The organism is Arsukibacterium sp., from assembly GCF_018402695.1.
Taxonomy (GTDB): domain Bacteria; phylum Pseudomonadota; class Gammaproteobacteria; order Enterobacterales; family Alteromonadaceae; genus Alishewanella.
In genome coordinates this window covers 73,269-86,754 of the sequence record NZ_JAGYIM010000019.1, presented here as the reverse complement: position 1 = coordinate 86,754, position 13,486 = coordinate 73,269, and the positions used below count along the sequence as shown (strand labels likewise).

The following is a 13,486-nucleotide window of genomic DNA, read 5'->3' as shown; positions in this document are numbered from 1 at the left end:
TTCAATGTTAGATTATTAGTGGCTAACTGTTATCTAGCCAACCCAGTAATTGCTGATGACTTGCATTCATTTTTGTTGTGCCGGTAGCTGTTGGTGCAAAATTAAATTCAATAATTACCGGTTGTTCAGGTGTTAACGCTATGTCCAGCCCAACAAACCGGGTATTAGGTAAAATACTGATAACCCGCTCAGCCAAAGCAACTACCTCTTGCTTGAATGGCAATTGACGGTCGATCATATTCTCGCCACTATCAGGATGATTATGGTAGCAGTGGTCATTGTTGTCCGGCGGCAGTAGCATGACAGTTTTAAAGCTATCCATATCAATTGATACGCCAAAACCACCAGCTGCTTTATTGTCGATAAGTTGACCACTCCGACCAACCCGCAGGTATATCGCAATAATTTTCGGGCTGCCGTCGGTTGTTTTACCTATCCAGACTCTCAACGTGTTTAAGCTGCTAGGGTTAAACGCTGCAAGATCAGGGTGTTGTTGCAAATATTTCTCGATAATGTAATCACAACCCTGCTGTAACGTCAGTGACTGTTTGAGAAAATCTGCAATAGATTTAGATGTCAATTTGCCCAGTTCCCGAAAAAGTATGGTGTTGGAACGTTCTATTTCAACAGCACAAAAGCCTTCACCACCTGAGCCATTTATTGGTTTAAAACAGATTTTGTCGAGATCTGGCCGTTGCTGCAGAAATTCAGCTAATTGCTCTGCCGTATTTAATGGCGAACCATCTGCTTTAAATCCACCAGTGGTGGACAGGTAACCAAGATATTCGGCGTCCGGAATGTTGTAAAACTTCAGTATCGCTTTAGCCATCACTTTATTGCGGGCCAGCATCCGGTAATTTAACGGATTAACTTTATTAAGAAACTGATAATACTTTTGATCATGCCAATACCCCAACTTTTGCTGCCACGGCATATTTTTCTGCCACAAGAGGTATTTATGATAGTTACCCGGCCCAAATCCGGTCATTATCTGTAGCAGCAGTATCTCTTTAATTTGCTGTATAAAGGGCAAGGCGTCAGGGGCGTAGCGAAGCGCCCATGAACGTTTAATCGCGTTGCTTATTGTACTTAGCATGGCAATTAAGCGTATGAAGATTTAATAGTTACAAAAAGATGTAAACTGATAGAGTGTAATACCATAACGTTTCTATTCCTTTAGAAAGTAAGCGTCTTAAATTAGCAGATACAACTGATAACCAAAAAGCTATTGCCGCTATAATTTTACTGTAGTGTAGATGGTATATTCGAAATTTACAAATATGTAATAAAAAATTCTTAAATATCTTGTGCGTGCACTGAAAATTCTAGCTATTGTTCAATCCACCCCAGAAGCTTTTGGTGGCTCATATTCATACCGCAAGCGCCGATAGCACTGGGTGCCAAATTGATTTCAATAATTACTGGTTGCTTCGGGGTAAAAGCAATATCTAAGCCCACGAATCGGGTGTTTGGTAAAATATTTGTTGCTTTTTCTGCCAAATCAATGACCTGCTGCTGGAAAGGTAGCTGTCGTTTCGTCATGTCGAAACCATTGTCTGGATGGTAATTGAAAAGGGGACAGCTTTGTTCTTGCAGTATCACGTGAGTCGTCGTAAAGCTCTGTGGATCAATGGCGATGACTAAGCCACCATTCATACTGTTGTCCACCAAACTGCCAGCACGCCCAACTCTTAAAAATGTGCCGATGATTTTTGGTTTGCCTGCTTTTGTTTTACCCACCCATACCCTGACAGTATTAAGACTGCTGGAGTTAAAGGCTGTTAAATCAGGATGCTGTTCCAAGTATTTTTCAATGAGATAATCACATCCTTTATTGACATTAAGCAACTGGTTAATAAAGTCAGTTATTGATAAATGCAGATCTGTGCCTAACGCTCTGAACGATATAGTGCTATTCCGTACTATTTGTACTGCATTAAAGCCATCGCCACCTGAGCCTTCAACCAGTTTAAAGCATATTTTGGTTATTTCTGGGCGTTGTTGCAGCAATCTGCTTAACTCTTCTGCAGTGTTGAGAGGAGAGCCATCTGCACTAAAACTACCTTTCGCAGATAAATAACCCAGATACTCAGCGTCAGGAATGTTGTAAAATTTTAGCATTGCCTTGGCGATGACTTTGTTTCGCGCCAACATACGATAGTGAAGTGGATTCACTCTGTTGAGAAAGCGGTAATACTTTTGGTCATGCCAGTAGCCGAGTTTTTGTTGCCAGGGCATATCTTTTTGCCATAAACGGTATTTATGGTAATTACCTGGCCCAAATCCGGTTAATATCTGCAGCAGCAGCATTTCTTTCAGTTGCTGCAGAAACGACAGGGCATTTTCATTATGTTGGTTTACCCAGGACAGCTTTATCGCTCTAACTAAGTTATTTAGCACACAGCTTCCTGGCAGCAAACTGAAGTTTAATGGATGGTATATTGCCATGGGCCGCACCATCTTTATCGGGTGCTACATTCGATTCAATCAGCAATGGACCCTGTTCAGTCATGGTAATGTCCAGACCGGCAAAGCGGGTATGTGGTAGCGTTAACAGGACCTTTTCAGCAAACTGTTTAATCTGGAGCCATTGCTCCAACACAACCCCGGCCAGAGGCGCACCATGATCGGGGTGCTGACAGATATCGTCCCGGTGCGGGGTTTTTTTAATCAGTCCCGGCTGCAGCTCTCCGGTTACAAGATTAACCGGACACATAATACCGCCTGCGGATGCATTATCGATAACCTTGCCGGCCCGGCCAATCCGTAAGTAGCCGCCAATTACTTCAGCTTGATCGGGCGCAGTTTCCAGCACCCATAACCGCAGAGTATTTAAGCTGGATGGGTTAAAACTGGCGAACTGAGCCGATTGCTGAATATAGGCTTCCAGCATAAACTCCGGCTGCATGCCATTGCGCTGATAGGCGCTTATTAGTTGTTCTGCACTGTATAATTGCTGCTCGCCCACCGATTGCAGTTGCAGCTCTTCGCCATCAGAACGGATGGCAAGGGCCAGTACCCCTGTGCCACCAAAACCTTCCAATGGTTTTACCATCACCGTACTACCGTTAAGCTTCTGCAAGAACTGTCGCAGTGACTTGGCTGTTTGCAGAGCTTCGCCGCTTTTGGTAACACCGACAACAGGGTGAAAGTAGCCAAGCATTGGTGCGGTGGGTATATGTAGCAGCTGATATAATGCTTTCTCTGATAACTTGCTTTGGGTTAGTTTGCGATAAAGCGGTGGGTTAAGTTTATCTAGCGCGTTGTAATACTCGCGGGCTGAGATATGCAGCCACTTATCGGCTTCTTTAAAGTTTTTTCTGGCCATCCCTGCGACGACGAAATAGCGGGGGCCCAGTCTGGTTTTCATGCAAAACATACAGGTTTGCCAAACCATTTTTGAAAATGAAATACCGGCCAGTTTTGCTTCCTTTCTTAACATCTTCAGGGTATCGCTCAACCTTTTGTAATTACCGCTGATCATTGTCGGCCTCTTTTAAAAAAAGACGTTAGCTCGCGCAGTAGCGTCATTACACCGCATAACTCTGCTTCAAATTCCAGGTCACTAATATTATCCCTGTCCATCAGGCGGGGAAGTGTAAGAGGGTGACTCCGAGCGTTGACCAGACCATTTTCCGTGGTTGTAGCAGTTTTTAACTCCATGTTATTTAGCACGTGCAGCTGCTCTGGCCGATGATTACCACTTGGGTAACAAAAATGTTGTGCAATTTTGCCAGTAAGTTGTGATATCACGTGCTGATTATCGATTATCTCTTTAGTCATTTCAGCTGAGTCAAGCTTCAAGAACTTATGTCGATGGGTATGAAGCTCGATAGCAAGCCCCTGCTTAGCCAGCGCTGTGACTTTTTCGGGAGAAAGAAACATTAATTTGCAGGTGTATTGCCAATTAGTCAGATCTTCATCAAAGCAATCTGCCAGCTCTTGCAAAATGGGTTGCTCGAAAGCTGAGCCCAGTTCTGCAGCCAGTTTTAATAGTTCATTAATACCTAATTGCTGCAGAGTTGTATAAGGCTTTAAGCAGCTGCTGTCTGAAAGGGTTAAAGGGCCTTTATATTTCCAGAATAAGTAATAAACAGCCAGCTTAAATACCGGCCTCTGATTTACAACGAAATAAGTGCATAAATATAAGGTTGCCGGAAAGTTATGCTTTTTAAGTGCCGGTAGCATTCCGTACTCAATGGCGGCCCAGCCATCATCTATGGTAATTACCAGGGTATCTTTGCCATATTGGCCAGCATGATGTTGCCGGTATAACTCATCGAGCGATACCGGCTTATAACCCCATTTCGCCACTAGCGCCATGCGTCTGGCAAAGGTGCTGCTTTGCATAAACACCCCGGGTGAAAAAAGGTGCTCATCCTCTACCGCAATACCATGGTAACAAAGAATTCGTGGCCTTCTGGCAGTAAGTATTTTTGCCAGGCTAAACAGGCCAAGCCATTGGCATAATGTTAAAATAATCGTTTTCATCAGGTGGTCTGCCTTTTATGCCAGGCGAGCAGCCGTTTTCTGGGAATAAAAATAACATAGTTTTTCGGTTGGTACTGGCCAGCTTCATAGGCTTGTTTACGTGATTCGGAGCGGCTGAAGGCGCCACTTTTTTCACCCTCTGCATGGGAATAAAACCAGCTGGCCTGCATTTCGTTTAGCAGTTCACTGATAAAAGCCAGTTTTGGGCTGACGGTAGCGATAGCCGGATCATAAAACCAACAGGCACCAACCACGCCCTTAAGTTGTGGATTAAGCAGCAATAACTCACCCAACTGCTGGCATGTGAGGCGCCAGCCGGAGGCGGTCAACTGACTTATTTCTGACAAATGAATATGCAGCCGGCAAACCGGCTTATTGCCCCTGGCGGCTATTAACGCCCGAACAAAGCCTACAGCCTGAGTTATACCATGAGTGTAAAGTAATGAACGCTGTATAGCGGAAAACGGCTCAACAACTCGTTCAGCACAAGGCAGCAGAGCACCGGTTAATAAGCCAATATCTTTTAGAAACCGGTCATCTGTCGCTGGCAGTTGGGTTTCTGAGCGGTGGGCCCACAGCTGAAAAATTCGTTGGATACTGCGTTGGTAGTTCTTACTTATATCATTAGTTATGGCCACTGGTAATTGTTGCAATGAAAACTCTGTTAGCAATTTTAAAATCAGTAATCTAGCCAGCTGAGCCTTACTACAGCCAAGCTGTGCCGGCAGGTTATTTAACTCTGTCAGTAAGTCAGGCCGCTGATTGTATGCCTGATAAGCTCTTATCGAATAACACTGTTGCTGTAGGTGTTGTAACACTTCATTGCTTTCATTGTTTTGTAACAGCGGGCTCAGCTGTAATTGCTGCAGCGCCGTTTGCTGAATATTAGCCAAAGTATCGGTCATGGCAATGGCCCACCAGCTTTTGGCGGAAAGTTCTTTAAGCGCAATCGACTGAAAATATTATGCTCAAACCCTTCGGGGTAGCCCTGTAGATGCCAGATAGCCAAGGTAATCAGACTATAGCTGATAACGCCAGTCAGGGTTTCCAGCAATAATTGCAGCAGTGGTACAGTTAAACTTATAGACGATTGCACGCCCCAAACTACTAAAGCCATTATTAGTCCTGCTAATGCCGGCCTGATAAACGCTTTAAGTAAATCGCGTACAGGTAGTTTTAGAAACCTGATTACTGCAGCCTGCACTATCAACACCATTAACAGGGTCGCGCCAAGCCGGGCCTGACCGATACCTATTAAACCATTGTATTCGAGTAACGGAATAAACAGCGCAAAAAAAACGGCCAGCCGGCTGAAGTTAATTAAAAATGAAATATGTGGCTTACCGGCCGCCAAATAAATATAACTATTGTTAGAGGTAATGCTAAAAAACATATTAGCTAATGCCAGCAATTGCAGCAGCGGTACCATATTTAACCATTGCTCACCCAGCAATACACTAACCAGTAGTGGCGCGATCAAGGCTATGCCAATGGAAGCGGGAATAGTCAGGCTGGCCGTCAAGGCAGCAGTATTTAAGTAGGCCTTTCTTAGCTCAATCGGATTATCCTGAAACCGCGAATAAACCGGGAAGGTCGCTATATTAATCGGTACCGCCATATGTGATGTAGGTAATTGACCTATTTCTTTGCTTAACGAGAGAAAGCCTAACGCCGCAGGTGACAGTACTTTACCCACTACCAGCTGGCTGACTTTATCATTAATAAAATGAACTATGTTATTTAACAATAGCCAGCGGGAAAACTTAAATAGTTTATTAAACGAACTAAAACATATCCGTGGCCGGAATGGATGCATCATAAAACTGTAAACGGTAGTCACTAGTTGATTGCACAGAACGCCAAGTACCAGCGCCCAATAATTACGCAATATAAAGGCGAGGGTGAGCGTAACTACAAAGCTTATTAATTTTGGTACTAGTTGTAGCTGCAACTCCTTCCGAAAATTTAAATTTCTTCTGAAATTCACAACGCCGATATTATGTATACCTGACACAATGCTGACGAAAGCCATCACATAAAGAACATGTCTGAGTCTCTCGTCACTATAAAATTCCGCTACCAATGGAGCGACCAGCGTCAGACTGATTGCCGCAACAACGCCAAATAACACATTAAAAGTCCAGGCACTGTTGTAGTCGTCCAGATTATTGGTCTTTTGCTGAATTAGAGCGGTACCGAGTGCCAGCGCACCAAACAGCTCAATAAAGGCGTAAATTGCCACTGTAATAGCTACCACCCCAAAATCTTCCGGAGTAAGTAAACGTGCTAGAAAAATTGTGCTGATTAAGCCAATAGACTTAATACTTAAGCGGGTAATCAGCATAAAAACGGAACCAGAATAAACTTTATTCTGAGTTTTATTATGTTGTTCCTGGCTTTCCTGGCCGGAGGGGGAGGGCATTACAAAAAATCCATTTTATTGAGTAAATTACCGTGCATTTATACCAATATTGCACCGGAATAGCCAGTAGCGAGGCTAAATTGGCTGCTGATTTAGCGGCTAAAACAATTAATCGGTAGCCAGTATTACATTATCGATATACAGCTCCATTTCCTGGACGGGTTTAGCTGTGCCACCATGATAGAAATTCAGCCATAGCCGCTCTATTTTCAGATCGCTGGTGTCCCGAAAGCGAATATCTGTGCGCTCAAACACCTGCTGCTGGTCAACCCAGGCTTTTAGTACACCGTTTTGCTCACCGGGGTATTAAGCTTAACGTACTGGGTGAGCCGGTACCATTTGCCGGGCTTTATCGGGTTGCTGCCGGTATCCCAGTACAAGGCTGCACCATGGTTCTGGCCATTGTCCGGATAATAGGCATAAAAGCCTAATGGGGTGCTGTTGTTAAATTTATCATCACTTTCTATGGTATCGCCAAACTGACCGCGGGCCGACCAGCCATTTTTGCCATCAGCGGAGCGGCCGCCCCAGCCCGCTCTGTTATAAGTACCAGCTAAGCCGGGGAATTTGCCGCCCCCTTTGGTTGCCAGCCAGTTGTCATTAAGGTACAAATCGTACTGGAAATATAAGGCTTCCGGCTCTTCAGCCTGAATTGATTTTAACAGCAGAACCAGATTAAGCGCGGTGTTCTGGGCTGGGTTAAACTCGACTTTCAGCGCTGTATTATCGGTCCGCTGGGGTGCTTTTGCCTGTTCAGCAAGGCTGCGCCGGTCCAGGCTGCTCCAGTTAGCGGCCCAGTTACTGTCAGAAAATTCTTCCTTAAAAATAATTTGCTTCGTAGTAAATTCTGCCAGTTTAGCTGGTTTGTGGCGCTGTTGAGCAAGCCAGAATACGCCGAGATCACCTGAACCATATTGTTTTTTTAAAACGAGTTGTAGCTCTGCAGAAACAATGGTCTCATCAGCAGTCAAGTTGGGCTTATTAAATTGCAGCAAAACAACGTTTTGGCGGCCTGCTTTTAAATTCTTACTGTGGCCAAGCGAGCGAAAAGTGCTGCTATCCAGATAAGTATCCATTGCTGCGCTGGATTCAATTGTGTTGCCGGTTGAAGTAGTGATGATTAATTTAGGCGCTTTATTGTTTGCGGACTCTTTGCTATGAAAAACGCTGTTACCTTTGCTTTCCTGCCCATGCAGTAGCAGGTCTATAGCCTGATGATCACTATTAACAATGCGCCTAACCAGTTCCGTAACCTGCCAGGTTACGCTTTGACCTTGCTGTGAGCCGTTAATTTGCTGCTTTGCAAAAGCCTGTTTACCGAGAAAGACCATGTTGCTATCGACCCAAGCCCCCATTTGCTGCTCAGGCCAGCTGAGATGAGCGGCGGCATAGCTATAGCTGCGACCGGCACCAGACAGTTTTTTATCGCCTTCATGCCAATCGACTGCAATAATCTGAGCAGGGGCTAGCGGGGTTGCCTGTGCTGCTTCTATCGGCAACAGCCACAGTAGTAGCAGGCAGCTTACGTTAACTATCCATTTTTGATTCAACATAACGATGTTTCCCATTTGGCAAGCTGGCAATACTGTCCAGCTGCTTAAGTGTGATATTGCAGCCAGTCCCAAGGCGCTGCTGAAACTGACTGATAATCTGCTCAGCCAACGAGGGGGAGAGCGGGGCGACAGTAACCAGCTGAACTTCAACTTCTGTCTGGCTATGCTGGATAATTTTAAACTGTCTGATCTCACTTAGATCCCGTAACACATAAATCAGTGATAAGGCATGCAATTTATCGCCGGCGGTCGTCAGCATAAAGTCGGTAGTGCGACCGCTGACATGGGCTAGCACCGGCAGGCCCCGACCACATTTACAAGGGGTGTTGCTAAGCTGCCCCATATCGCCGGTGCGATAGCGCACAAACGGGAATGCCTGGGTCTGCAGGTGGGTGACAACGATTTCACCGGTTTCACCAACCGGTAACACCTCGTCATTGTCACCAATTATCTCGACGATTATATCTTCAGCACTGATATGCAGGCTGCCGGCCGGGCACTGATGGGCAATAAAGCCAGCGTCGCGGGCGCCATAGCCATTAGCAACCGGACAATTAAATACCCGCTCAATCACTGTTCGCTGATGTTCAAACAGCATTTCCGAGGTAACAAATACCACTTTAATTCCAAGTTCAGCCAACGAAAGTTGGCGGGCTTCAGCAGCCAACGCTAACTGGTGGATAACCGACGGATAGCCAAATAGCATCTTGGGTTTTAACTGCTGTAATTGCTTTAGATAAGCCTCGATATGTGCAGGGGTAAATTCAAAAGCGGGCAGCAGGTAGGAGCGAAACAGACTGTCGCGGATTTTTTTAATCCGGTCCTGTTTACCAAGCTCAATCGGTGAGCCCCACAGTACCACTTCCGGATCGCCAATATCCACGCCCCACCAGCGGGTGGCTCTGAGCTTGGCGGCAACGTCATGGCTGACCCGTGCTTTACCCATATAAAAAATTAACGGTACGCCGCTGGAGCCGCCTGTATTGTAGCGCTGCAGTTTGTCTTGCGGTTCACTGCACAGGGCCTGCTGATTGTCGGTAATAAGTTGTTTGCTTAAAAAGGGCAGTTTTGCCAAATCGGCTACGCTGTTGATATCTGCTGCGCTCAGGCCTTCGTGGGCAAAAAGTTGCTGGTAATAAGGGCAATGCTGGCTGATATCAGTGATAAATACCTGTAGCCGTTGTTGCTGCAGTTTTGCTATTTGGGCAGAGTCTAACCACTGGCTACGTTCCAGCCGGGCCAGCATCTGATAAGTACTATGGCCTTTTAGCCGCTCGTGCAGCCGGAACAGCAGTTTGCTTACAAATTTAGTGTACAGACTAGTCATGGCTGCCTCGTAGTTGTGGCTTCAGGCCATGACGATGTGGCATGCCATTCTCTGGTTGTTTTTCAGCAGCCAATTGTTTTTTCACTACCACCTGAAGCGCCACCACAGTAATTACCAGATGATACGGTAAATCGAAGTAGGCTAAACCAAGGAAGGCGCCGCCGGCAGCATAGGCAATTAAACTGCATTGCAGCATTTTAGCCAGCAAGGCTGCCCATTTTAAATCATCGCGTTTATTAGTTAGCTTGATGGTTTTTTTGGCATTACGCCAGGTGCAAAGGTAGATCGCCAACCATAAGAAAAAACCAATAAACCCATGATGGCCCAGGATCTGAAAGTAAATGCTATGCGAGTCATGAACACGTTCTGGCTCAGGGGCATAAAGATAAAAATGTTCCCGCTTAAAGCCATTGAAGCCGCCACCAAAAGGCCGGTCTTTTGCCATATTGAAGGCCATTTCCCATGAGTTAAAGCGGCCTTGCACTGAGCCATCGTAGCTTTCCCGATCCGGCTCGATAATGGTGGCCATTCGATCATGCCAGCTGTCCGGCATAAATTGGTAGACCACCGGTGTTGCCAGGATGATTGCCAGAGCGATGGCGAGTTTATTCGGGCCTTTTAACCATAGGAAAAAACCGACACAGACACAGGCGACCAGGCCGCCGCGGCTTTGGGTGCCTAAGGCTGCCAGTACGCACAAACCCATGGCCGCCAGCAACCCCCATTTTAGCCAGCGTTTATGTGTAGGCACCAAATAGCGTAAATAAAACAGAATTGGCAAGATCATCAGCAGGGTCAGGGCTAGTTCGTTATTGCCGAAAAAGAAGCCTCCGGTGGGGCCCCAGACCCGGCCACCGCCGGCGGTTTGTATGGTATAAATACCGCCTTTCACCCCATAAAAACCAATACTCAGTGCTACCACCCATAGCGCTTGCTCAATTCGTTGCCGGGTGGTAAGCAATGCCAGAATAATCAGGGTAAAAAACTGAATTTTCATGATTTTTTCAAATTGGGATAGTACGTACGGGTCTTTCACACTCATAATAAAGGTGATAACCATCCAGATATTAAATAGCAGCAGAAAGACCACTGGGCTGCTTAGCGGGATCTTTTTTGGCTCTTTACTGAATAAATAACTGACTAAAAAGACTAAACCAATAATTGCTGCAACCGGCATAGTTTGGATAAAACCCCAGCCGAGGCGATGCGGTACCATATAGCTTATCCAGCACCAGACCAGTACGCCAAAAAAAGGCCGACGTAAAATAAGTGGAATACAGGCAATAATAATGAGTAAAAGAGCTATGTCACGCATCAGCACATCCGAGTTGTTGATAAAGTTGCAACCAACCCGGTAGCACCTGGTCGGGTTGGTACTGGTTGACTTTGTGGCGGGCGGCGTTGCTTAGTTGTTGGCTTAGTTGTGGCTGTTGTACCAGGCATAGCACGGCTGCGGCCATTTGCTCAGGTGCTGTTGGTGCTACCAGTAAAGCATCATGCTGGTCTTCCACCATAAACGGAATGCCGCCGACATTGGTCGAGACGACCAGCACATTCGCTGCCATCGCTTCTAAAAGCGAGTTTGGCATATTATCGGCAGTGCTGGGGTTGAGCATAATATCAGCGCTGGCATACAAGTCTGCCATTTGCCGGCGATCGAGTTTGCCGCAAAACACTACGCTATCGGTTAACTGTAACTGGCTGACCAGGCGTTGTAGCGCAGCATGTTCAGGCCCGCTGCCGGCAATACTCAGCCGGGCCTCCGGCAACTGTTTGCTGACAATGGCAAAGGCGCGAATGGCGCTAGCAATATCGTAAATCGCTTCCAGATTGCGGGTAACCACTAAATGTGGCGCAGTGGCTAAACCGGGCTTTATTTCGCCTTTAAAAATGCTGGTATCGACGATGTTGGGGATGACCTGACACTTCAGCTTATATTGCGCAAAGACGCCCTGTAAAAACGCACTGGGTGTGACAATAGCGTGAGCTTTTCTGAGCGAGGGCAGAACCCAGCGCTGTTGTTTTTTTAAAAAGTCTGCAGCCAGACCGCCACGGTAATTAACGATAACCGGCACCTTATGCCAGTGAGCAATCCAGATAGCCGGAGCAGCAAATAAATGCCAGGCCCAGCCGGAATTGGCCATTAAATGAATAACGTCAGTATGCTTGCAGGCCTTATGTAACTGCCAGAAGTAGGGCACTAAGCGAAACAAGGCCCGCAGTACCGGAATGTTGGCAATCCAACCTGGCCGGTAGGGCGGATTCACTGCCACCAGCTTGACCTCAAGCTGGCTGGTTTCAGTCAGCAAGCGTAATAATTGTGCGGTTTGCATGGCCATACCGCCTGCCGGCGGCGGCACGGGGCCCACCAGAGTTACCACCAGCGGCGAGCTCACGCGCCCGGTCTGTTTAGTTACGTTCACGTAACACCTGCTGATAAACCGGCAGAATGGCCGCTACGGTATGCTGCCAGGTTCGTTCTTGGGCGACAAAGTTGCGGCCGTTTTGTTTTATTCTTGGCCAGTCTTCACGGTTATTCAGCAACTCGTCCAACACGATAGCTAACTGCGCCGGGTTATCCGGCTCAAACAGGATGCCGGTGTCGTTGTGACGGATCAGCTCCCGGTGACCACCGATATCAGAGGCAACTACCAGGCCTTGCTGGGCCATGGCTTCCAGCGGCTTTAGCGGCGTAACCATCTCGGTTAAACGAATGGCCTGGCGCGGATAAATAAACATATCGGCCAGGCTGTAATAGCGGCTGATGGTGTGGTGGTCGACCCGGCCAGTAAATATAATGTAGTCACTGATATTCAGATCTTTTGCCTGCGCTCTGAGCGCCGCTTCTTGTAAGCCGCCGCCGACTAGTAATAGTCTGAGATCCGGGTGCTGCGGCTGCAAACGAGCAAAGGCATCAAGCAGAATGTGCAGCCCCTCATAACGGTAAAATGAGCCCAGAAAGCCCAATACCGTTTTACCCTGTAAATTCAGGCTATGTTCCAGTTCCTGATCTTTGCTGACCACCGGGTTAAACGCGCTGATATCAACCGCGTTAGCGACGACGGCAATCCGATCTTTGGCAACGCCCCATTGTGCAATCTGATCAGCTAAACCCTGGCAAATGGTCACAACGTAATCGGCACTTCTGAGCGCCTTCTTCTCCAGATACTGGCCAAGCCGGTAGCGCAAGTCGCCTTCTTTACAACTGCCATGGCTGACCGCGGCATCTTCCCAGGAGGCGCGCATTTCATATACCAGCGGAATATTAAAGCGTTTGGCCACTTTGGCCGCCGCCAGTGCATTGAGGGAAGGCGAATGGGCATGGATGATATCCGGTTTTTGTTGCTTTACCATCCTGGTGAGCTGGCGTTCCAGCTGACTGATAACATCAAGCTGGCTTAGTACCGGCAGTTTTGCCAGTAAACCCGGTTTAGTGCGGTGAAATGTTAAACCCGCTATCTGCTCTTCAGCGGGCCCGGCTAAATAATGTTTGCTGCTGGTAAGCTGCCGGGTACTGATATTCAGTCGCTGCTGTTGTTGTAAAATGGCCAGACTGCGAAATGCATAGCCACTGTGCAGCGGTACAGAGTGGTCAAATACATGTAAAACCTGTAATTGTGCTTGCTGCGCCACGTCTTGTTGTTTCTGTTGGGGTTGCGCTATACTTTCCTGCACCATGTTTTCCTGCTCCAT

The 13,486-nt window shown here is 46.9% G+C and carries 12 protein-coding genes; all 12 read right to left on the bottom strand.

Going from position 1 to position 13,486, the window contains the following annotated elements; translation table 11 throughout:
• Positions 1–22: 22 nt before the first annotated feature.
• The 12 genes from KG631_RS11850 to KG631_RS11795 all read right to left on the bottom strand — a co-directional run bounded on the left by KG631_RS11850 (position 23) and on the right by KG631_RS11795 (position 13,486).
• Positions 23–1,096 (bottom strand): sugar-transfer associated ATP-grasp domain-containing protein, encoded by a 1,074-nt coding sequence (locus tag KG631_RS11850; protein ID WP_213999927.1) that lies wholly within the window; start codon positions 1,094–1,096, stop codon positions 23–25.
• 233 nt (positions 1,097–1,329) lie between these two features.
• Positions 1,330–2,400 carry a sugar-transfer associated ATP-grasp domain-containing protein gene (locus tag KG631_RS11845; protein WP_213999926.1) on the bottom strand — a complete coding sequence of 357 codons (1,071 nt, stop codon included), beginning with the start codon at positions 2,398–2,400 and terminating at the stop codon, positions 1,330–1,332.
• Positions 2,390–3,370 (bottom strand): sugar-transfer associated ATP-grasp domain-containing protein, encoded by a 981-nt coding sequence (locus tag KG631_RS11840; RefSeq protein ID WP_213999925.1) that lies wholly within the window; start codon positions 3,368–3,370, stop codon positions 2,390–2,392. Before KG631_RS11840 ends, KG631_RS11845 begins: the two co-directional genes overlap by 11 nt.
• Positions 3,371–3,480: 110 nt before the next feature.
• Positions 3,481–4,491, bottom strand: coding sequence for a polysaccharide deacetylase family protein (locus KG631_RS11835; protein ID WP_213999924.1), 1,011 nt, complete (start codon positions 4,489–4,491; stop codon positions 3,481–3,483).
• Positions 4,491–5,396, bottom strand: a complete 906-nt coding sequence (locus KG631_RS11830; protein WP_213999923.1) for a hypothetical protein — start codon at positions 5,394–5,396, stop codon at positions 4,491–4,493. Before KG631_RS11830 ends, KG631_RS11835 begins: the two co-directional genes overlap by 1 nt.
• On the bottom strand, positions 5,393–6,913 hold the full coding sequence (locus KG631_RS11825) for a lipopolysaccharide biosynthesis protein (protein ID WP_213999922.1): 1,521 nt from the start codon (positions 6,911–6,913) through the stop codon (positions 5,393–5,395). The genes KG631_RS11830 and KG631_RS11825 overlap by 4 nt, the downstream gene beginning before the upstream one ends.
• A 108-nt stretch (positions 6,914–7,021) precedes the next feature.
• The gene (locus tag KG631_RS11820; RefSeq protein WP_213999921.1) at positions 7,022–7,168 is read right to left on the bottom strand and encodes a hypothetical protein; all 147 of its coding nucleotides are present in this window, start codon (positions 7,166–7,168) and stop codon (positions 7,022–7,024) included.
• A 23-nt stretch (positions 7,169–7,191) separates the two neighbouring features.
• Positions 7,192–8,466, bottom strand: coding sequence for a hypothetical protein (locus KG631_RS11815; RefSeq protein WP_213999920.1), 1,275 nt, complete (start codon positions 8,464–8,466; stop codon positions 7,192–7,194).
• A complete protein-coding gene (locus KG631_RS11810; protein WP_213999919.1) occupies positions 8,441–9,793 on the bottom strand; it encodes an AMP-binding protein in 1,353 nt (450 codons plus the stop codon). Before KG631_RS11810 ends, KG631_RS11815 begins: the two co-directional genes overlap by 26 nt.
• Positions 9,786–11,108, bottom strand: a complete 1,323-nt coding sequence (locus tag KG631_RS11805; protein ID WP_213999918.1) for a putative O-glycosylation ligase, exosortase A system-associated — start codon at positions 11,106–11,108, stop codon at positions 9,786–9,788. The genes KG631_RS11810 and KG631_RS11805 overlap by 8 nt, the downstream gene beginning before the upstream one ends.
• The gene (locus KG631_RS11800; RefSeq protein ID WP_213999917.1) at positions 11,101–12,216 is read right to left on the bottom strand and encodes a glycosyltransferase; all 1,116 of its coding nucleotides are present in this window, start codon (positions 12,214–12,216) and stop codon (positions 11,101–11,103) included. The genes KG631_RS11805 and KG631_RS11800 overlap by 8 nt, the downstream gene beginning before the upstream one ends.
• Positions 12,203–13,486: a TIGR04063 family PEP-CTERM/XrtA system glycosyltransferase gene (locus tag KG631_RS11795; protein WP_301003781.1), complete on the bottom strand. Its 1,284-nt coding sequence runs from the start codon at positions 13,484–13,486 to the stop codon at positions 12,203–12,205. Before KG631_RS11795 ends, KG631_RS11800 begins: the two co-directional genes overlap by 14 nt.